General features: G+C 37.3%; 19 protein-coding genes. 8 read left to right on the top strand and 11 right to left on the bottom strand.

The features are described from left to right. Positions 1–163: 163 nt before the first annotated feature. From J2Z40_RS18275 to rpmH, 11 genes are all read right to left on the bottom strand, one after another. Positions 164–883 carry a DUF554 domain-containing protein gene (locus J2Z40_RS18275; RefSeq protein ID WP_066398856.1) on the bottom strand — a complete coding sequence of 240 codons (720 nt, stop codon included), beginning with the start codon at positions 881–883 and terminating at the stop codon, positions 164–166. Between the two features lie 120 nt (positions 884–1,003). Further along, a complete protein-coding gene (locus J2Z40_RS18270) occupies positions 1,004–1,849 on the bottom strand; it encodes a ParB/RepB/Spo0J family partition protein (protein WP_066398862.1) in 846 nt (281 codons plus the stop codon). After that, entirely contained in the window at positions 1,842–2,603 is a 762-nt protein-coding gene (locus tag J2Z40_RS18265) for an AAA family ATPase (protein WP_066399646.1), read from the bottom strand. Before J2Z40_RS18265 ends, J2Z40_RS18270 begins: the two co-directional genes overlap by 8 nt. Before the next feature lie 269 nt (positions 2,604–2,872). Further along, on the bottom strand, positions 2,873–3,754 hold the full coding sequence (noc, locus tag J2Z40_RS18260; protein WP_066398864.1) for a nucleoid occlusion protein: 882 nt from the start codon (positions 3,752–3,754) through the stop codon (positions 2,873–2,875). A gap of 136 nt (positions 3,755–3,890) precedes the next feature. Next, a complete protein-coding gene (gene rsmG / locus J2Z40_RS18255; RefSeq protein ID WP_066399648.1) occupies positions 3,891–4,607 on the bottom strand; it encodes a 16S rRNA (guanine(527)-N(7))-methyltransferase RsmG in 717 nt (238 codons plus the stop codon). 4 nt (positions 4,608–4,611) lie between these two features. Beyond that, entirely contained in the window at positions 4,612–6,507 is a 1,896-nt protein-coding gene (mnmG, locus tag J2Z40_RS18250; RefSeq protein ID WP_066398869.1) for a tRNA uridine-5-carboxymethylaminomethyl(34) synthesis enzyme MnmG, read from the bottom strand. 305 nt (positions 6,508–6,812) lie between these two features. After that, positions 6,813–8,198 carry a tRNA uridine-5-carboxymethylaminomethyl(34) synthesis GTPase MnmE gene (gene mnmE, locus J2Z40_RS18245; protein WP_066398871.1) on the bottom strand — a complete coding sequence of 462 codons (1,386 nt, stop codon included), beginning with the start codon at positions 8,196–8,198 and terminating at the stop codon, positions 6,813–6,815. A 346-nt stretch (positions 8,199–8,544) separates the two neighbouring features. Then, a complete protein-coding gene (gene jag / locus J2Z40_RS18240; protein WP_066398873.1) occupies positions 8,545–9,165 on the bottom strand; it encodes an RNA-binding cell elongation regulator Jag/EloR in 621 nt (206 codons plus the stop codon). Beyond that, on the bottom strand, positions 9,162–9,950 hold the full coding sequence (gene spoIIIJ, locus J2Z40_RS18235) for a YidC family membrane integrase SpoIIIJ (protein WP_066398876.1): 789 nt from the start codon (positions 9,948–9,950) through the stop codon (positions 9,162–9,164). Before spoIIIJ ends, jag begins: the two co-directional genes overlap by 4 nt. A 224-nt stretch (positions 9,951–10,174) precedes the next feature. Continuing rightward, positions 10,175–10,516 (bottom strand): ribonuclease P protein component, encoded by a 342-nt coding sequence (rnpA, locus tag J2Z40_RS18230; RefSeq protein WP_066399650.1) that lies wholly within the window; start codon positions 10,514–10,516, stop codon positions 10,175–10,177. Between the two features lie 51 nt (positions 10,517–10,567). After that, positions 10,568–10,702: a 50S ribosomal protein L34 gene (gene rpmH, locus J2Z40_RS18225; protein ID WP_083953986.1), complete on the bottom strand. Its 135-nt coding sequence runs from the start codon at positions 10,700–10,702 to the stop codon at positions 10,568–10,570. Positions 10,703–11,352: 650 nt separating this feature from the next. On the opposite strand from rpmH, the gene dnaA reads away from it, so the two are divergent. From dnaA to J2Z40_RS18185, 8 genes are all read left to right on the top strand, one after another. After that, on the top strand, positions 11,353–12,699 hold the full coding sequence (gene dnaA / locus J2Z40_RS18220) for a chromosomal replication initiator protein DnaA (protein WP_066398880.1): 1,347 nt from the start codon (positions 11,353–11,355) through the stop codon (positions 12,697–12,699). 168 nt (positions 12,700–12,867) lie between these two features. After that, positions 12,868–14,004 (top strand): DNA polymerase III subunit beta, encoded by a 1,137-nt coding sequence (gene dnaN, locus J2Z40_RS18215; protein WP_066398881.1) that lies wholly within the window; start codon positions 12,868–12,870, stop codon positions 14,002–14,004. A 135-nt stretch (positions 14,005–14,139) separates the two neighbouring features. Continuing rightward, complete coding sequence (gene yaaA / locus J2Z40_RS18210) at positions 14,140–14,349, top strand: S4 domain-containing protein YaaA (RefSeq protein WP_066398882.1); 210 nt, start codon at positions 14,140–14,142, stop codon at positions 14,347–14,349. A gap of 61 nt (positions 14,350–14,410) precedes the next feature. Beyond that, positions 14,411–15,529: a DNA replication/repair protein RecF gene (gene recF / locus J2Z40_RS18205; protein WP_066398883.1), complete on the top strand. Its 1,119-nt coding sequence runs from the start codon at positions 14,411–14,413 to the stop codon at positions 15,527–15,529. Positions 15,530–15,538: 9 nt separating this feature from the next. Further along, positions 15,539–15,787, top strand: a complete 249-nt coding sequence (gene remB / locus J2Z40_RS18200; protein ID WP_066398885.1) for an extracellular matrix regulator RemB — start codon at positions 15,539–15,541, stop codon at positions 15,785–15,787. A gap of 85 nt (positions 15,788–15,872) precedes the next feature. Beyond that, entirely contained in the window at positions 15,873–17,795 is a 1,923-nt protein-coding gene (gyrB, locus tag J2Z40_RS18195) for a DNA topoisomerase (ATP-hydrolyzing) subunit B (RefSeq protein WP_066398888.1), read from the top strand. Between the two features lie 84 nt (positions 17,796–17,879). Next, complete coding sequence (gene gyrA / locus J2Z40_RS18190; RefSeq protein ID WP_066398891.1) at positions 17,880–20,399, top strand: DNA gyrase subunit A; 2,520 nt, start codon at positions 17,880–17,882, stop codon at positions 20,397–20,399. Between the two features lie 95 nt (positions 20,400–20,494). Then, positions 20,495–21,586 (top strand): HD-GYP domain-containing protein, encoded by a 1,092-nt coding sequence (locus J2Z40_RS18185; RefSeq protein WP_066398894.1) that lies wholly within the window; start codon positions 20,495–20,497, stop codon positions 21,584–21,586. The last annotated feature ends 398 nt before the right edge of the window (positions 21,587–21,984 follow it).

The following is a 21,984-nucleotide window of genomic DNA, read 5'->3' as shown; positions in this document are numbered from 1 at the left end:
CTTCTTTACAATACAAGATATAAAGGACGATAACTGTAAGAATGGCGAAGATTGGACTAAGTGCAATGACAAGCCAATTGACTTTTTCATTACAGCAGCAAGACCTTTTGATTTTTTAATAAGATAAGCACAAGCGCTGACTAAGGCACTTGTGCTTATCTTATTAAAAAATCAATTGGTAATAGTAAATAACAGTTACAATGATTCCTGTAACAAGAATAGCAGGGAGTAAATTGGCTACACGGATTTTAGTTATACCAGCTAAATTCAATCCGATCGCAAAAATCATCACCCCACCTGTCGCAGTCATCTCATTAATAAAGCTATTCATGAGTTCAACTGGCACGAAACGATCAATTTGAGTGGCAAATAAGGCAATGATCCCTTGATAGATAACAACTGGAAATGCAGAGAAAAGAACACCAATACCGAGAGTTGTCGTCAAAATTAAAGCAGTAAAGCCATCAATAATTGACTTCGTATACAGAACATCATGATCCCCTCTTATGCCACTATCTAGTGCACCTATAATCGCCATCGCTCCTATCACAAAAATAAGTGTACCTGTGACAAACCCTTGCGAAATACTCCCCTGCCCTTGACCTTTCGAGCCAAGCTTCTGCTCAAGCCAATTGCCAAGTGCATTTAATTTATCCTCTAAGGCAAAGAATTCCCCGATTACTGCACCAAAAACGAGGCTAATAATGACGACTAAAAAGTTATCTCCCTTTAGTCCCATTTGAAGTCCCAGTACCATTACCGCTAAGCCAATGGCATACATGACTGTGCCTTTCATATTTTCAGGGATTCGATGAAGCATTTTACCGATTAATGTCCCAATAATAATCAATAATCCATTTACGAGTGTGCCTAGTAAAAACATCTTCTTCCCCCTGCCCTTTGTTTCGATAGACGAATAATTTTTAAATTATACACTACACGAAACAACATAAATAGACAATCTATTTATCAAAAAAAACCATCAACAGATGGTTTTTTAGTATTAGCGATTCTTTTCTAGTAAATCAATGATTCGTTCTAAATCTTCTTTTGAAAAGAATTCAATTTCAATTTTCCCTTTATTTTTAGACTGTTTAATATGAACCGTCGTGCCAAATCGATCACGGAGGGATGATTCGCGCTCTTTAATGAACACATCCTTTTGCTTAGATGGCTTTTTTGTTTCACGTGAAACATCATTCAGCTGTTGAATAAGAAGTTCTAGCTGGCGGACATTTAGGTTCTCTCTGATTACTTTTTCAACAATTGCAGGAAGTTTATCCTTATTTCTCAGGCCTAGTAATGTTCGGCCATGGCCCATCGAGATCTTCCCTTCCGATATGAGTGCTTGTATTTTTGGCGGAAGAGATAATAAGCGGATATGATTCGCAATATGAGGACGGCTTTTTCCAAGACGCTTCGCAAGCTCCTCTTGGGTCATTTTAAGCTTTTCGATTAAAAGCTGGTAGGCCGCTCCTTCTTCAATCGGTGATAAATCTTCACGCTGCAGATTTTCTAATACAGCAAGTTCCATCATTTGCTGTTCATTCAAATCACGAACAACAACTGGCACAGTCTCTAGCTTTGCTTCCTTTGCCGCACGGAAACGTCTTTCTCCCACGACAATTTCATAGCCCTTAATGCTTTTTCTAACAATAATCGGCTGAAGAATGCCATGCTCAATAATCGACTGCTTTAGTTCTTCTATTGCTTCCTTATTAAATACTTTTCGAGGCTGATAAGGATTGGGCCGTAGCTCTTTCAATCGAACTTCTTGAACCGTTTCTTCTTTTACGGCTTCCATGTTGGTAAAGAAAGCATTTAGTCCTTTTCCTAAGCCTTTAGCCATTCGAAATCACTTCCTTTGCCAAATCTAAATATACCTCAGCTCCACGAGACTTCGGATCATATGTAATAATTGGCTCCCCATGACTCGGTGCTTCACTTAAACGAACATTCCGTGGAATGATGGTTTTATAGACTTTATCCTGAAAGTATTTTTTGACCTCTTCAATCACTTGCAAACCTAAGTTTGTTCGTGCATCAAGCATCGTTAATAATACGCCCTCTATTTTCAACTCTTGATTCAAATGCTTTTGAACGAGGCGCACCGTATTTAATAGCTGGCTTAGTCCCTCTAAAGCATAATACTCACACTGAACAGGAATGATTACTGCATCTGATGCAGTAAAGGAATTTAGTGTAAGCAATCCGAGAGAAGGTGGACAATCAATGATAATATAATCATAGTTTTCCTTGACTTCTTCTAATGCCCTCTTTAGTCTAACTTCCCTTGAAATCGTCGGTACTAATTCAATTTCTGCACCAGCTAACTGAATGGTTGCAGGGATCGCATAAAGATTTTCAACTGTTGTCGGCATAATGACTTTAGATGCTTCTACATCATCAACTAGTACATCGTAAATACATTGTTCTACATCTGCCTTTTCAATGCCAACGCCACTCGTCGCATTGCCTTGTGGATCAATATCAACCATCAAAACCTTTTTTCCCATATATGCTAAGCATGCGCCAAGATTAACTGAAGTTGTCGTCTTTCCCACTCCACCCTTTTGGTTCGCAATTGCAATGACCTTACCCACGATATCACCTGCCTTCATTTTGAAATTATTTTTTTCCATTTATATTAAGCAATTCAACATTTTAAAAAGAGAATCTCCCATTCAAGAAAAATGGCAAGCATGTATTCTATTTTATCATGAAAAAGACAAGAGAATAATTTTTTTGTTAAAAATTTGGAGGGAGATAGTGGATTTTCTAGCAGATGTATAAAAGCCTGTGGAGAATACATTCAGAAATGTCCACTAAGTGGATTAAATTCTGTCTGTTAGCCCCCACAGGCCTCTTTTATTTACTTTTTTTTCGGTATTTTAATCGTTATTTGATAGAATTCATCAAACTCTTCTTCTTGTGAATCTAAATTAATCCCACTATCTGAAACCATTGATAATGATTGACGAATCGTATTGACCGCAATGCGCATATCTTTGCTAAAAGCCTTCCTTCTTGGCTTCGGCTTTTTTGCATGATTTTGTTCAAGAATCTTCACTACTCGTTCTTCCGTCTGCTTTACATTTAAATTTCTTTCGATAATTTCTTCAAGCAGCTTTACTTGTTTTTCTGGATCCTTTAAAGGAATAAGTGAACGTGCATGACGTTCAGTAATAGCCTTGCTTAATAAAGCATCCTGAATAATCGCGGGAAGTTTTAATAATCGAAGTTTATTGGCAACGGTTGACTGCCCTTTTCCTAAACGCTGTGCTAATGCTTCCTGGGTTAGATTATGTAATTCTAGTAGCTTGCCGTATGCAACTGCTTCTTCAATTGGAGATAATTCTTCTCGCTGGAGGTTTTCAATTAAGGCAACAGAAGCTGTTTCTGTATCATTCATGTTCTTAATAATAGCTGGGACTTCTGTCCAGCCAAGCTTGTTCATTGCCCTCCATCTACGTTCACCAGCAATAATCTCATACTTGCCATTTCCGAATTCGCGAACGACAATCGGTTGAATGATCCCATGTGTATGAATGGTTCGTGACAATTCCTCAATTCGATCTTCGTCAAAAACCGTTCTTGGCTGAAAACGGTTAGGGACAATAAGGTCAATGGGAATTTTCTTAATTTCTTCTGAATCCCCTATTTTTTCTATGTCTACTTTTTCTTCTATCTTTTCCGCTTCTACATGTTCTCCCTTTTCGCCTAGGCCAAAAAAGCGTGAGAAAGAATGCTTCATCACCCTGCACCACCTTTACGAAACTCCCTATTACATATTCTCTATAAAAATGACAAAGTCCTGCCGAATATATGCATAAAAAAGTTTTTACCTAATAACTAGTCCATTATCCCACAATTCAATCAGAAATGTAACTCTATTCAATTGGCGTTTTGTTCGGTGTACCTGGTTTTCTAGGATACTTTTTCGGTGTAGCCTTTTCTTTCTTAATAATTAATATATTCCGCTCACTTTCCTCTTCAGGAAGTGTGAAGGAAAATGTTTGATCAAGTTTTCCACCTAGGATCGATACAGCCTTGTTCCCTGCACCTAGCTCTTCCTTCGCCCCAGCACCTTTCATGGCGATAAATGTCCCGCCAACTTTTGCAAGTGGCAAACAGAGCTCACTTAGAACCGATAATCTTGCTACAGCTCTTGCAGTAACCACGTCATATGTCTCACGATGCTCTTTATTCTGACCAAAGGTTTCTGCACGATCATGAATAAATCGAACATTTTTTAATCCAAGTTGTTTCGAAAGATGCTCTAAAAATCCAATTCGTTTATTTAAGGAATCGACAATTGTAATATGCAATTCTGGAAAAGCAATTTTGATTGGCAAGCTAGGGAACCCTGCACCCGCTCCTACATCACATAAATGAAGCGGCTGATTAAAGTCATAATAAAATGCAGCAGTAATTGAATCATAGAAATGCTTTAAATAGACCTCTGGTTTTTCTGTAATTGCCGTCAAATTCATCTTTTCATTCCATTCTACGAGGGTAGAATAGTAGGTTTCATATTGTTGCACTTGCTGAGGCGAAAGGGTAATCCCCTTCGCATCCAGCATAGTAATAAACTGTTCAGTATTCATCGCCTTATCCTTTCTCATTTGGAACTTTAGCCACTCGTCCTTGCTCGATATAGATAAGTAATATTGATATATCCGCTGGATTAACACCAGAAATCCTTGATGCCTGCGCAATCGATAATGGCCTAACTTCTTTTAAATTAAACTTCGCTTCCGTTGCAATGCCATTAATTGCATCATAATCAATATTTTCAGGGATTTTCTTGTCTTCCATTTTCTTCAAACGTTCGACCTGCTGTAATGACTTATCAATATACCCTTCATATTTAATATGAATTTCTACCTGTTCCTCGACCTCAGAATCAAGCAATTCATTACTTGCAAGTAGTATCTTAATATGTTCGTAATTCATTTCAGTCCGTTTTAACAGGTCAGATGCACGGATTCCATCTTTTAATTCACTGCCACCTAAACGTTTAATTAACTCTTGAACCTCTTGAGATGGCTTTATAATCGTATTTTTCAAGCGTTTGATTTCTTGTTCGATTGCTTGCTTTTTCGTTAAGAATCTTTCGTATCTCTCTTCACCAATCAGTCCCGTTGAGTAGCCAATTTCTGTTAAACGTAAATCGGCATTATCATGACGAAGCAGCAAACGATATTCAGCTCGCGAAGTAAGCAAACGATAAGGCTCTGCCGTTCCCTTTGTGATTAGATCATCGATCATTACACCAATATAAGCATCTGAACGGCTTAAAATAATTTCCTCTTTTCCAAGTGCATTTAAGCCTGCATTCATCCCCGCCATTAAACCTTGGCCACCAGCTTCCTCATAGCCTGATGTTCCATTGATTTGCCCTGCAGTATAGAGATTTTTCACACGTTTTGTTTCTAATGTTGGCCATAGCTGTGTTGGGACAATGGCATCATACTCAATCGCGTAGCCTGCACGCATCATTTGCGCATTCTCTAAGCCAGGGACACTACGAATCAAACGATGCTGCACTTCCTCAGGCAAGCTTGTTGATAGTCCTTGCACATAAACTTCCTGAGTATTTCTCCCCTCAGGTTCAAGGAATATTTGATGACGCGGCTTATCATTGAAACGAACGACTTTATCTTCAATGGACGGGCAGTAACGCGGGCCTTTTCCTTGAATCATTCCCGAATACATTGGCGATCGATGAAGATTTTGATTAATAATTTGATGTGTTTCTTCTGTCGTGTAGGTTAACCAGCAAGGCAGCTGATCTGTAATAAACTTTGTCGTCTCATAGGAAAATGCCCGCGGCACTTCATCGCCAGGTTGAATTTCCGCTTTGCTATAATCAATCGTATGACTGTTCACACGTGGAGGCGTACCTGTTTTGAAGCGAACTAAATCAAAGCCTAGCTCTTGAAGATGCTCAGATAGCTTTATTGAAGGCTGCTGATTATTTGGGCCACTTGAATATTTAAGCTCCCCTAATATGATTTCCCCTCTAAGGAAGGTACCTGTCGTAATAATGACTGTTTTTGAATGATAGACTGCACCAGTTTGGGTAACAATCCCTTTACACACGCCATCTTCAACGATTAACCGCTCAACCATTCCTTGCATTAAAGTTATATTTTCTTCTTTTTCTAAAATATTCTTCATTTCATGCTGATACATAAATTTATCTGCTTGTGCACGTAAAGCCCGAACAGCTGGCCCTTTCCCAGTGTTCAACATTCGCATTTGGATATGAGTCTTGTCTATGACCTTCCCCATTTCCCCACCTAATGCATCAATTTCACGCACAACTATACCCTTTGCCGGACCACCAACAGATGGATTGCAGGGCATAAAAGCAATCATATCTAAATTAATCGTAATAACTAATGTCTTTGCACCTATCCGGGCAGCTGCAAGGCCTGCTTCACAACCTGCATGGCCGGCGCCAATAACGATGACATCATAATTTCCTGCTTCATATGGCATAATGCTGCCTCCTTTTCTTCCTGCTTATCGCCTCTGATCGAGGCATTTACCCTTTTACTTTGGCTAGCTCCGCGCCTAGACCCTCGAGTCATAAGTCATTCCAGCTTGAAGGTTAAAGAACAACCTTCCATCCAGCCTGCCTTATGCTATGCCTGAGTCTAAACAAGGCGCTTCCACTTTTCTTTGGCTAGCTCCAGCGCCTAGACCCTCGAGTCATAAGTCATTCCGGCTTGAAGGTTAAAGAACAACCTTCAAGCCGGCCTGCCTTATGCTTTTCGGGTCTGAACAAGGCGCTTCCGCTTTTCTTATTTCCCTAAACAAAATTGGGAGAATAGCTGATCGATGAGACTTTCGTGAACGCTGTCTCCAATAATTTCTCCGAGCAATTCCCATGTTCTTGTTAAATCGATTTGAACAATATCGATAGGTGTCCCAAATTCAACTGCCTGCATCGCCTCTTCAATCGAATGTAATGCCTGATTTAATAAAGCAATATGGCGACTATTAGATACATAGGTTAAATCCCCTGATTCAATTGTTCCTTCAAAGAACAAGCTTGCAATAGCTTCCTCAAGCTCATCTACACCTTTATCTTCTAACAGAGAAGTTGCTACGAGCTTATGTTTCTTTGATAGGCCCTTTACCTTTTCCATTTCAATCACTTGCGGCAGGTCTGTTTTATTCACAATAACAATGACATCCATTCCTTCAACCGCTTTAAATAGATTTTCATCTTCAATAGTAAAATGATCTGCGTAATTAAGAACAAGTAAAATAAGATCTGCTTCTTTTAAAACTTGCCGCGATCTTTCCACACCGATTCGTTCTACTATATCTTCCGTTTCTCTAATTCCTGCTGTATCTAGTAAGCGCAGCGGGACTCCGCGAACATTCACGTATTCTTCAATTACATCTCGAGTCGTACCAGGAATATCCGTGACGATTGCCTTATTTTCATGTACGAGACTATTTAATAACGATGATTTTCCAACATTCGGACGGCCAACAATAACTGTAGAGAGTCCCTCTCGCAATATCTTTCCCTGCTCTGAGGTTCTTAACAGCTTCTCAATTTCCGCCTTCACATATGTGCCCTTTTCCACTAAAAGTGTATGTGTCATTTCTTCAACATCATCATATTCAGGATAGTCAATATTTACTTCTACCTGTGCTAACGTTTCTAAAATTTCTTGACGCAATTTTTGAATAAGCTTAGAAAGCTTTCCTTCCATTTGACCGAGAGCCACATTCATCGCCCTGTCTGTTTTCGCACGGATTAGATCCATAACAGCTTCTGCCTGAGATAAATCAATTCGCCCATTTAAAAAGGCCCTTTTCGTAAATTCACCAGGCTCTGCAAGCCTTGCTCCATTATTTAAAAGAAGCTGAAGCACTCGATTGACAGATACGATTCCCCCATGGCAGTTTATTTCAACTACATCCTCTTTCGTAAAGGTCTTCGGTCCTTTCATCACAGACACCATGACTTCCTCAGCCACCTGGTCTGTCTTCGGATCAATAATTTGACCATAGTGGATTGTATGGGAAGCAACATGTAGAATTCTTTTCCCACCAACGCCTTTAAATAATTTATCTGCTATCGAAATTGCTTGATCTCCACTTAACCGTACAATCGCAATTGCACCTTCACCCATTGGTGTGGAAATAGCCGCAATTGTATCAAATTCCATTTGGTCCACCTCATTCATTACACGAACAAATTTCTATATCAATACCCAATTAAATAGAATAGCATATGCTTACATGTTAGAAAAGAACGGCGCATCGCCGAATCAACTTGTCCACAATTGACAAATTCGTCTTTTCTCCACTTTTTATCCACATCTATCAAGAATAATATGCTTTATTTTAACTTATCCACATGTGAATAACAATAAAACAAGTGAATTAATCCTCTTCAAACAAGAAAAGTAAAAGTACTGAGCAAACTGGCAAATAGTTAGACAAAATAAAATAGAAGAATGTGCAACATTTTCTCATATAAAAAAAACCCCAATCAGAAGATTGGGGTTTTTTTTATTTATTAGGTGAAATGACAAGATGTCGATAGGGATCATTTCCACTTGAATATGTTTTTACTCGCTTATTCTCTGCTAGAGCAGCATGTACAACTTTTCGTTCATAGGAAGGCATCGGTTCTAATGAAACATTTTGGCCCGTTTTGATCGCCTTTAGGGCTAATCGCTCTGCTAATTGAATAAGGGTATCATTCCTTCTTTTTCGATAGTCTTCAGCATCCAGCATAACATTCATGTACTGCTCAGCATATCGATTGATCACAAGCTGTGTCAAATACTGTAAGGAATTTAATGTTTGTCCCCTTTTTCCAATCAATAGCGCAATTTTTTCACCTTTTAAAATAAACTGAAGGTGACGTCCCTCACCAACCACTTCTATTTCAATTGGTGCACCCATTTTTTCGCTTACATCCAATAGAAACTTTTTCGCTTCTTCAATTGGGTCCTTTTTCAAGATGACCTTTACAATCGCTGGACGTGAACCAAAAATTCCGAAAATCCCCTTTTTCCCTTCATCAACGATTGTTATCTCTGCTCGTTCTTTTGTTGCTTGTAATTGAGCAAGTGCCGACTTTACTGCTTCCTCGACGGTAGTCCCCGTAGCAGTTACTTGTTTCACTTTTTAGCTCCTCCTGATTTCCCGGTCGCTTTCGTTGCTTTCGCTTCTTTCAACTCCGGTCCTTTGATAAAATACGTCTGTACAATCATGAAGATATTACCCACTACCCAATATAAAGAAAGTGCAGCTGGGAAGTTAATTGCAAAGATAATAATCATAATTGGCATTAACCAAAGCATCATTGCCATTTGCGGATTCTGATTGGCTGTTCCTGCCATCATCATTTTTTGTTGGATAAATGTTGTTGCTCCCGCAATTAAAGGCAATAAGTAAATCGGATCTGGTGCGCCAAGATCAAACCAAAGGAAATTATGATCAGCAATTTCTCTCGTACGAGTAATTGCATGATAGAAGCCAATTAAAATTGGCATTTGAATCAATAAAGGAAAACATCCAGCTAGTGGATTAACACCATGCTGCTGAAACAAGGCCATTGTTTCCTGTTGCAGCTGTTGCTGCGTCTTTTGATCTTTCGAGCTATATTTCTCTTTAAGTCTTTGCATCTCAGGTTGAATTGCTTGCATTGCTTTTGAACTCTTTGTCTGTTTAATCATAAGTGGAAGCAAAATAAGGCGAATGATAATTGTTACCAAGATGATAGAAAATCCGAAGCTACCACCTGCAATTTCAGCAACTTTTATGATAAACAGTGAAAGCGGATAAACTATGTACTCATTCCAAAAGCCTTCACTCTCAGAATCAATTGGTTGATTAATTTCCGTACATCCCGATAATAGTGCCATAACGAAAATCAAACCAATTAGTAGAAATAATCTCTTCTTCAAACGTTTTTTCCTCCTTACCGCTTTAAAAATAATGATGTGTCTCGCTATTTCTATCTTTGAAACACAGACTTACGAATATTCTACCATTTTTACTTTTCTATGTCTTTAAATAAGCGAGCACAATCGTTATTAAATCTCCGTCTAAAAATAACTATTCCCATTATCGCCTATTAAGATAAGTGAGTATATTTTTTATTGTAGAGAATGATCTAGCTTCAACACATTTATGCTTTCAAAACCTTCGATAGTTTTAATACATGTGTGAGGCTCTTTTTTATTTCTTGCAAGCCCATTTCAGTCACAGGCTTCCTAGCAATAATGATATAATCATACTCATTTTGTATTTCATTCTCCATTTCAAGAAAGGCCTGGCGAATATATCGCTTAATTTGATTTCTCATGACTGCATTTCCAAGCTTCTTACTAACAGAAAGGCCGATTCGAAAATGCTTCTGTTCTGGCTTTTTCAGTGAATAGACAACGAATTGGCGATTTGCAAATGACTTCCCCTTTTTAAAAGCCGCTTGAAAATCTGTATTCTTCTTAACTCTGTACTCTTTTTTCATTGTCATCAACACCACCTTTATGGAAAAAAAGACCACTGACATTTCAGTGGCCTAAGCAGATAATACTTTTCTTCCTTTACGACGACGACGAGCTAGGACATTACGTCCGTTCGGCGTACTCATACGACTACGGAATCCGTGAACTTTACTTCTTTTACGCTTACTTGGTTGAAAAGTTCTTTTCATTATATGACACCTCCCCTGAGGAATAGCTGCTAAAGACAGTCTTAACTATTATAAAGAAGCTAGTAGAAAATTGTCAACTCATACGCAAGTTAATTTATCTATTCAAGTAGGATCATAAAAAGATCCACTAAAAGAGTTTAACTCCTTTTTATCTTTCTGTCACTTAAAAATTTACATTTTTATAAAGTAAATTTCTCCAATAAACCACCGCCTTTATGCTTGTGGATAAATTTTCGACAGTTTTTTCATTATCCACAGCACATATTGACAGCTTTTTCACATATAAATGTATTGTGGACAATTTTTATACCCAGCATGTTATGCTTGTGGATAATATCTTAAAAACCGTTGCACCTGTTAGGATTATCTGTTATCATAAATGTGTTTTCACTCTGAATAAAATAATGTGTATAAATCTGTTATCCACAAACTGTGGATATGTTGTGGACAGTTTAATCTACGTACTTGTAAAACGTTGTCCACAGGTAGGGGATATTGTCGAAATCCAACTTCTCTTCCTTATTATATATTTTTCCACATATAAAAAATAAAGGGTAGCTAATATAGGTTGTACATTTTGTATAACCTTATTTTATGGTGCGGAATTTAAAGGCATTCAACGACAAATAGACGTAAAGGAGGGGCAATGGTTGGAGAATATAACGGATCTATGGAATACTGCTCTTGCAAAAATTGAAAAAAAAATCAGCAAACCAAGTTATGAAACTTGGCTTAAATCGACTAAAGCACATTCCCTTCAAGGAGATACGCTAGTCATTACAGTACCAAATGATTTTGCTCGTGATTGGCTTGAAGAACGGTACTCCAAACTGATCTCTAAAATTGTCTATGAAATTACAGGCGAAGAATTAGGGGTAAAATTTATTATTCCACAAAATCAAACAGATAATGATATGAAATTCCCTCCCTCCCATAAAAAGGAGAAAAAAGAGGAAGAACAGCCAGAAATACCTTCAATTATGCTTAATCAAAAGAATACATTTGATACCTTTGTTATTGGCTCAGGCAACCGTTTCGCACATGCTGCTTCTTTAGCTGTTGCTGAGGCTCCAGCTAAAGCCTATAATCCCTTGTTTATTTATGGTGGAGTCGGGCTTGGGAAAACACATCTTATGCATGCAATTGGTCATTATGTTCTTGACCACAATCCATCTGCAAAGGTTGTCTACTTATCGTCTGAGAAATTTACAAATGAATTTATTAATTCAATTCGTGACAATAAAGCAATTGATTTCCGAAATAAGTATCGAAAAGTTGATGTCCTTTTAATTGATGATATTCAGTTTTTAGCTGGAAAAGAATCAACACAAGAAGAATTTTTCCATACATTTAACACATTGCATGAGGAAAGTAAGCAAATTGTTATCTCAAGTGACCGGCCACCAAAAGAAATTCCAACACTTGAGGATCGACTCCGCTCTCGATTTGAATGGGGATTAATTACTGATATTACCCCTCCAGATCTTGAGACAAGAATTGCTATTCTCCGCAAAAAGGCAAAAGCAGAAGGATTAGATATTCCAAATGAAGTAATGCTCTATATAGCCAATCAAATTGATTCAAACATTCGTGAATTAGAAGGTGCGCTCATACGAGTGGTAGCCTATTCTTCTCTAATTAATAAGGACATTAATGCGGATTTGGCAGCGGAAGCACTGAAGGATATAATTCCAAGCTCAAAGCCAAAGGTCATTACGATTCTCGATATCCAACGAGTCGTTGGGGAGCATTATAATATCAAACTAGAAGATTTCAAGGCGAAGAAAAGAACAAAGTCCATTGCCTTCCCTAGACAAATTGCCATGTATCTCTCTAGAGAGTTAACAGACTTTTCTCTTCCGAAAATTGGAGAAGAATTTGGAGGAAGAGACCATACGACTGTTATCCATGCGCATGAAAAAATCTCAAAGCTTATCCAAACAGATACCCAATTTCAGAAACAATTACAAGAAATCCACGAAATCTTAAAAGTATAATGTGTATAACTTGTCTTACTTTACTCACAGTCTGTCCACATGTGGATAGACTGTGTTTCCATTCCAAAAATAGGGTTATCCACATACTAACAGGCCCTACTAGTACTTCTATTATTTTTTAAAAGAAAAATATATACTTATAAAAAAATTAAAGCGGAGGATTAACCAATGAGATTTATAATCCAGCGGGATCGTTTAGTACAAAGTGTTCAAGATGTAATGAAAGCTGTTACGAGCAGAACAACGATTCCGATCTTAACAGGTATTAAAATTGAGGCAACTACAGATGGAGTCACATTAACGGGAAGTGATTCAGATATATCAATAGAATCATTTATTCCTAAAGAAGAAGCTGGAGATGAAATTGCAGAAATTAAAGAAGCTGGAGCGATTGTTCTCCAAGCTAAATTCTTTAGTGAAATTGTTAAGAAATTACCGACGGATACGGTAGAAATTCATGTAGAAAATCAATTTCAAACTGTGATTCGATCAGGTAAATCTGAATTCAAACTTATTGGTTTAGATGCTGAAGAATATCCTCATTTGCCACAAATTACAGAAGAAAATATTTTCAAAGTCCCAACCGATCTACTAAAAGCAATGATTAGACAAACGATTTTCTCAGTGTCCACCTCAGAAACACGCCCCATCTTGACAGGTGTAAACTGGAAAGTGGAAAACAATGAACTAACCTGTGTTGCAACAGATAGTCATCGATTAGCCTTGAGAAAAGCAAGAATTGAGACAGGTGCAGATGCTAATTATAATGTGGTCATTCCTGGGAAGAGTTTAGGAGAATTAAGTAAAATTCTAGATGATACCCATGAATTAATTGATATAGTTATAACGGAAAATCAAGTATTATTTAAGGCGAAAAATTTATTGTTTTTCTCAAGATTATTAGAGGGGAATTATCCGGATACTTCAAAATTAATTCCAGCAGACAGCAAAACAAATATAGTTGTGGATACGAAGGATTTCTTGCATGCGATTGATCGTGCATCATTGTTAGCAAGAGAAGGAAGAAATAATGTCGTTAAATTTACAACGATTGAAGGCGGAGTAATTGAGATTTCTTCAAATACGCCTGAAGTTGGAAATGTAGTAGAAGAAATTCAAAGTCAGTCCATTGAGGGAGAGGAAATAAAAATTTCCTTTAGTGCGAAATTTATGATGGATGCGCTAAAAACATTAGAGGGATCAGAAATCACAATTAGTTTTACAGGAGCAATGAGGCCATTTGTTATCCGCCCAATCAATGACAACTCCATCCTTCAGCTGATCCTACCTGTAAGAACATATTAAAAGCAGCTCGATATGAAAAGTTAAGCTACCACCCATTTTGCTGGTAGCTTTTCGGTTTTTGTAAGCTTAGCTTTGAATATTCATTATTTATTTAGTAAAATAAAGTATTAGAACTTTTTTAGAAAGAGTGAAGAGATGACGGAAATTAAAATTGAAACAGACTTTATTACATTGGGTCAGTTTTTAAAAGCGGCGGATGTTATCCAGACTGGTGGGATGGCGAAATGGTTTCTCGGTGAATATGAAGTATTTATCAATGGGGAACAAGATCAAAGAAGAGGCAGAAAGCTGCGAGTAGGCGACAAAATTGAAATTATCAGCTTTGGTTCCTTTGAAATTATTTAATTTTTATAACCAAAAGTGGCGATTGGCCGAAGCTTTAAAAAGCTAAAAGGATGTAACGTCGATGCATATAGAGCAGTTGCTTTTGAATAATTATCGGAACTATGAACAATTAGAAGTACACTTTGAAAATAAAGTGAACGTAATTTTAGGTGAGAATGCTCAAGGGAAAACAAATGTGATGGAATCCATCTATGTATTAGCGATGGCTAAATCACATCGTACGTCAAATGATAAAGATCTTATTCGCTGGGATCAAGAGTATGCTAAAATAGAAGGACGGGTTCAAAAAAATCATGGATCCTTGCCAATGCAATTAGTTATTTCAAAAAAAGGGAAAAAGGCAAAGTGCAATCATATTGAGCAGCAACGATTAAGCCAATATGTAGGGAATATGAATGTTGTTATGTTTGCACCGGAAGATCTCGATCTAGTAAAAGGCAGTCCACAAGTAAGACGTCGATTTATTGATATGGAGATTGGCCAAGTATCACCCATCTATTTACATGATATGAGTCAATATCAAAAGATTTTGCGGCAACGCAATCATTATTTAAAGCAGCTGCAAATAAAGAAAGTAACGGACCATACGATGCTTGAAATTTTGACTGAGCAGTTTATTCAAATGGCTGTCAAAATTATTTCTAAGCGATTTGCATTTTTACAATTGCTCGAAAAATGGGCAGTGCCGATTCATCAAGGTATATCAAGAGGCTTGGAAACATTGAAAATAGAGTACAAGCCATCAGCAGATGTATCAGATGAGCAAGAGTTGTCGAAAATGATAAATATATATGAGGAAAAATTTGCTAAAATAAAAAATAGAGAAATCGAACGAGGTACAACCATGTTCGGCCCACATCGGGATGATCTCCTTTTTTTTGTAAATGGACGTGATGTACAAACATTTGGTTCACAAGGCCAGCAAAGAACAACTGCATTATCTGTAAAGCTGGCGGAAATCGAATTGATTCATTCAGAAATGGGAGAATATCCTCTTCTTCTTCTAGATGATGTTTTATCTGAACTTGATGATTATCGACAGTCTCATCTGCTTAATACGATACAAGGGAAGGTCCAAACCTTTGTAACGACAACGAGTGTTGATGGCATTGATCATCAAACCTTAAAAGAAGCAGCTGCCTTTCATGTGAAAACTGGAGAAATAACTAAGATTCAATGAGGTGAGCGTTTGTATATCCATGTCGGAGAAGATATTTTGGTTCGGTCAAAGGATATTATTGCTATTTTGGATAAGGCCAGTGTGAACTCTTCTAAATATGTAGAGGAGTTTTTAGAATGCCGGAAGCAATCAATCATCAATCTGTCCAAAGGATCATTTAAATCAATTGTCATTACTTCAAAGGAAATCTATTTTTCTCCACTAGCTTCAGGAACATTAAAAAAACGTTCACAAAAGTTAGCGATTCATGATTATTAAAAGATTGATGAGCTAATTTCAATATAGATTTCTTTTTATATTATTAAAGTTACGCAAAACGAAAGTGTAGGTGATCGATGTGTCAATGGAGCAAAAGGCTGTGCAGGAACAATCCTATGATGCGAATCAGATACAAGTACTAGAAGGTCTCGAAGCTGTAAGAAAGCGACCTGGGATGTATATTGGTTCTACTAGTGCGAAAGGTCTCCACCATCTTGTATGGGAAATCGTTGACAATAGTATTGACGAAGCATTAGCCGGATATTGTTCAGAGATTAATGTGTGCATCGAAAAGGATAATAGTATTACGGTCATTGATAATGGGCGGGGAATTCCAGTTGGCATTCAGGAAAAAGTAGGTCGCCCAGCTGTTGAAGTAATTATGACTGTCCTTCACGCAGGAGGAAAGTTCGGCGGCGGCGGATATAAGGTTTCGGGTGGACTTCATGGAGTTGGGGCTTCTGTAGTTAATGCGCTTTCTACTGAATTAGAAGTGTATGTCCATCTTGATGGGAAAATTCACTATATTAAGTTTGAGCGTGGTGTTCCTTGTGCCGATCTAAAGGTAATTGGCGAAACAGACCGTACAGGGACAACGATTCACTTCGTTCCAGATCCTGAAATCTTTACTGAAACTTTAGAGTATGATTACGATACTCTTGCAAATCGGATTCGTGAGCTAGCTTTTTTAAATCGTGGATTAACGATTTCCATTGAAGATAAACGTGAAGAAAATAAAAGAAATGAATATATGTATGAGGGCGGAATCAAATCATATGTAGAGCATTTGAATCGTTCAAAAGATGTGATTCATGAAGAACCGATTTATATTGAGGGAGAGCGTGATGGAATAACTGTTGAAGTTTCCATGCAATATAATGACGGCTTTACTGGGAATATCCATTCATTCGCTAACAACATCAATACGTATGAAGGTGGATCACATGAAGTTGGATTTAAAACAGCTTTAACAAGAGTAATAAATGATTATGCTAGGAAAAGCAATATTTTTAAAGAGAATGATGCCAATCTTTCAGGTGAGGATGTACGAGAAGGTTTGACTGCTATTGTATCAATTAAGCATCCAGATCCACAATTTGAAGGGCAGACAAAAACCAAGCTTGGAAACTCTGAAGTTCGAGCAATTACTGATACTATTTTTTCAGAAACACTAGAGAAATTTCTGCTAGAGAATCCGACAGTAGCTAGAAAGATAGTAGATAAAGGGCTTATGGCTGCTCGTGCAAGGCTAGCAGCAAAGAAGGCTCGGGAGTTAACGAGAAGAAAGAGTGCGCTAGAAGTTTCTAGTTTACCAGGGAAGTTAGCAGATTGTTCTTCAAAAGATGCTTCAATCTCTGAGCTATATATCGTTGAGGGTGATTCAGCAGGCGGATCTGCGAAACAAGGGCGTGACCGTCATTTCCAAGCCATTCTTCCATTGAGAGGAAAAATACTAAATGTTGAGAAGGCACGATTGGATCGAATTCTTTCAAATAATGAGGTTCGTGCAATGATTACCGCTGCAGGAACAGGGATTGGTGAAGAGTTCGACATTTCTAAAGCAAGGTATCACAAAATCGTCATCATGACAGATGCTGACGTTGATGGTGCACATATTCGAACATTATTATTAACCTTCTTCTACAGATATATGAGAAAGATTATTGAGGCAGGCTATATTTATATTGCACAGCCGCCATTATATAAAGTTCAGCAAGGCAAAAAGATTGAGTATGCATATAGCGATACTCAACTGAAAGAAATTATGAGTGGATTCACAGGTCAGTCAAAACCAAATGTACAGCGGTATAAAGGGTTAGGAGAAATGAATCCTGGGCAGCTATGGGAAACAACGATGAATCCTGAGTCAAGAACACTTCTTCAAGTAAATTTAGAAGATGCGATAGAGGCAGATGAAACGTTTGAAATTTTAATGGGTGATAAGGTGGAACCACGTCGCCAGTTCATAGAAGAAAATGCATTATATGTAAAGAATCTAGATATATAATTAGATTTCCAGGATAGATACAATTTTTCTATCCTGGTTTTACATAGAAAAGTGAAAAATCACTTAAAAGGGAGGTTCTTTAAAATGGCCGAAACTCCAAGATCTCAAGTAAAAGAAATTAATATAAGCAAGGAAATGCGTTCATCTTTTCTTGACTATGCGATGAGTGTTATTGTTTCTCGTGCTTTGCCGGATGTACGGGATGGACTAAAGCCTGTTCATCGTCGGATATTGTATGCGATGCATGACCTTGGTATGCATTCAGATAAACCATTTAAGAAATCAGCACGTATTGTTGGGGATGTTATTGGTAAGTACCATCCTCATGGTGACTCAGCTGTTTATGAAACAATGGTAAGAATGGCACAAGATTTTAATTACCGCTATATGCTTGTTGATGGGCATGGAAACTTTGGTTCTGTTGATGGAGATTCTGCAGCGGCAATGCGTTATACAGAAGCAAGAATGTCTAAAATCTCTATGGAACTTCTAAGGGATATAAATAAAGACACGATTGATTACCAAGATAACTATGATGGGGAAGAAAGAGAGCCGGTTGTCCTTCCATCAAGATTCCCGAATTTATTAGTTAATGGTACATCAGGAATTGCAGTTGGTATGGCGACAAATATTCCACCTCACCAGCTTGGCGAAGTGATTGATGGCGTGTTGGCGATAAGTCAGGACCCTGAAATTACCATTCAAGAATTAATGGAAATCATTCCTGGACCAGATTTCCCAACTGCAGGAATTATTTTAGGGCGCAGCGGGATCCGTAAAGCATATGAAACAGGAAAGGGCTCGATCACATTAAGGGCAAAAGTAGAAATTGAGCAAAAGGCAAATGGAAAAGAAGTAATTATTGTCAATGAAATTCCGTATCAAGTGAATAAAGCAAAGCTAATTGAAAGAATTGCAGAACTTGTTCGAGAGAAAAAAATTGACGGGATTACTGATCTTCGAGACGAATCCGATCGTGATGGCATGCGAATCGTTATTGAGGTTCGAAGAGATGCGAACGCAAATGTATTATTAAATAATTTATATAAGCAAACGGCGATGCAAACGACCTTCGGGATCAACTTGCTTGCTTTAGTTGATGGAGAACCTAAGGTTTTAAATTTAAAGCAATGCTTAGTGTATTACCTTAACCATCAAAAGATTGTTATTCGCCGTAGAACAGAGTTTGAATTAAGAAAAGCTGAGGCACGTGCTCATATTCTAGAAGGATTACGTATCGCTCTCGATCATTTAGACGAAGTGATTGCACTTATCCGTGGATCACAAACAACGGATATAGCTAGAGAAGGATTAATGGAAAAATTTAATCTTTCTGATAAACAAGCGCAGGCAATTCTCGATATGCGTCTTCAACGCTTAACAGGCTTGGAACGGGATAAAATTGAGGATGAATATGCAAGCTTAGTTAAGCTAATTGCCGAGTTAAAAGCTATTTTAGCGGATGAGGCAAAGATCCTTGAAATCATTGGCGATGAGCTAAATGAAATTAAGGAAAGATTCAATGACAAACGTCGTACAGAAATTGTTACGGGTGGAATTGAACAAATTGAGGATGAAGACTTAATCCCTCGTGAAAATATTGTGATTACATTAACACATAAAGGGTATGTAAAACGATTGCCAGTTTCAACTTATCGTGCGCAAAAACGTGGCGGACGAGGCATTCAAGGAATGGGAACGAATGAAGATGATTTTGTTGAACATCTAATAACAACTTGTACCCATGATACAATCCTCTTCTTTACGAATAAAGGAAAGGTGTATCGCGCGAAGGGATACGAAATTCCTGAATTTAGCAGAACGGCTAAAGGGATCCCAATTATTAATCTCCTAGGCGTTGATAAGGACGAATGGGTTAATGCGATTATTCCAGTAGAGGATTTTGTTGATGATTGGTTCTTATTCTTTACAACTAGACAGGGAATATCCAAGCGTTCGCCATTAAGTTCATTTGCCCATATTAGAAATAATGGGTTAATTGCATTGAATTTAAGAGAAGATGATGAATTAATTTCTGTCCGTTTAACAGATGGGAATAAGGAAATCATAATTGGCACAAGCAATGGAATGCTTATTCGATTCCCAGAAACCGATGTCCGTTCAATGGGGCGTACTGCAACAGGGGTAAAAGGAATTACGCTGAACGGAAATGATGAGGTTGTGGGAATGGAAGTGCTTGAAGATCATTCGCAAATCTTAATTGTTACAAAAAACGGGTATGGCAAGCGTACGCCTTCTGAAGAATACCGTATTCAAGGAAGAGGCGGAAAAGGAATCAAAACATGTAATATAACAGAGAAGAATGGACATCTTGTATCAATGCGAGCTGTAACTGGAGAAGAAGACTTAATGTTGATTACAACTGGCGGTGTACTAATCCGTATGGCTGTCAATGATATCTCTACGATGGGCCGAAACACTCAAGGTGTCAGACTGATTCGCTTAGATGAAACACAAAATGAATTTGTTGCTACCGTTGCGAAGGTAGAAAAAGATGATGAAAAGTCTGATGAAGAATTAACAAAACCACTTGAAAATGCTGAATTACTTCAAGAAGATCAAGGCACAAGTGAAGAAGAATAAGAAGAATCCGAAGGGGAGCACAATTTTGTGTTCCTCTTTTTTCGTATTATGGAGTAGAATGGTAATGGAGACTCGAGATATTTGAGGTGTAAAATATGCGTGTGAAAGCAAATGAGCTTAAAGAAGGCTGTATTATTACTGAAGATATATTTAGCTTAACTAATCGCCCGATTATTAGTAAAAAGACCATTGTAACAAATGATTTGATAGAAATATTAAAAGCCTTTTTAATTAAAGAAGTGACAATTGACAAATTAATGATCAATGGCACTCCCTTTAATCCAATTGAAACTTTGGATGATAGTGAAAGTGGACAATCATATGGAATAAATTTAGATGACTCAAGTTTAGAAAATCACTTTTTAATGAGTGTTCAGGAGTACAAAAGAGAATTTAAGAATTGGCAATCAGGTCTAGCGATTGATATTTCAAAAATAAGAAATATTATGATTCCTCTTATAGAAAAATCAGAAAAAAACCCTTCGGAAATATTTTCACTTCATCACCTTTCAACACAGGAGGAGTATATTTTTCAACATGCTGTTGCTGTGGGGGTAATCAGTGCATTTATAGGAAAAAAATTAAAAATGAGCAAGGGGGATATTATCCAGCTTGCCATTGGCGGCAGTTTGTCAGATGCGGGAATGGCTAAAGTAAAACCGACAATTTTAAATAAAAAGTCGACATTAACGAAACAAGAATTTGATGAAATAAAAAGACATACGACTTATTCCTATAAAATGGTTCAGAATATATCACTTCTAAAGGATAGTACTAAAATAGGAATATTGCAGCATCATGAAAGATTAGATGGAAGCGGATATCCTTTAGGTGATAAAAATAATAAAATTAATATTATTGCTAAAATTATTGGGGCAGCTGACACGTTTCATGCGATGTCATGTAATCGGCTATACCGAAGAAAACAATCCCCTTTTAAAGTATTAGAAATGATGCTTGAGGATATGTTTGGAAAATATGATATTACAGCAATACAGGCAATTGGATCAGCTATTATGACATTTTCAATTGGTGGAACAGTAAAGCTATCTGATGATCGTATAGCTGAAATTCTCTTTATAGAAGAAAGTTCACCTACGAGGCCATTAGTGAAAATAAAAGAAACAGGTGAAATGATTCATTTATTGAGAAATCGTCAATTATTTATTGATGAAGTGATTAAATAGAATATGTGTGGGAATTGATTGTTAATCTTTCGTTTAGACTATCTAATCATTCCCTTGTTTTTTATAAATAAACGATCAAACTGTATATAATAAGGAGCGAAGCAGGCTATATTTATTATATCTGATAAACATTTGATCTTTTTTTAAAAAGGCACTTGTATTTTATTTATTAGGCTGATATAATAATTCAAGTCAGCAAGGGAATGATATTTACTTTATCAAGTAAATAAAAAAACTCTTGACTACATACGAAATAAACGATATACTAATTAAGTTGTTTAATGAGTTATTCTAGCAAACAACAAATTGCTCTTTGAAAACTGAACGAACAAAAAACGTCAACGTTTAAACTTATTTTTTATTTTAGAGCTAATCAACTCTTTATTGGAGAGTTTGAT

This window comes from Cytobacillus eiseniae, assembly GCF_017874625.1.
Lineage (GTDB): Bacteria > Bacillota > Bacilli > Bacillales > Cytobacillaceae > Cytobacillus > Cytobacillus eiseniae.
The sequence above is the reverse complement of the archived record's forward strand: the minus strand, read 5'-3'. Positions and strand labels throughout refer to the sequence as shown.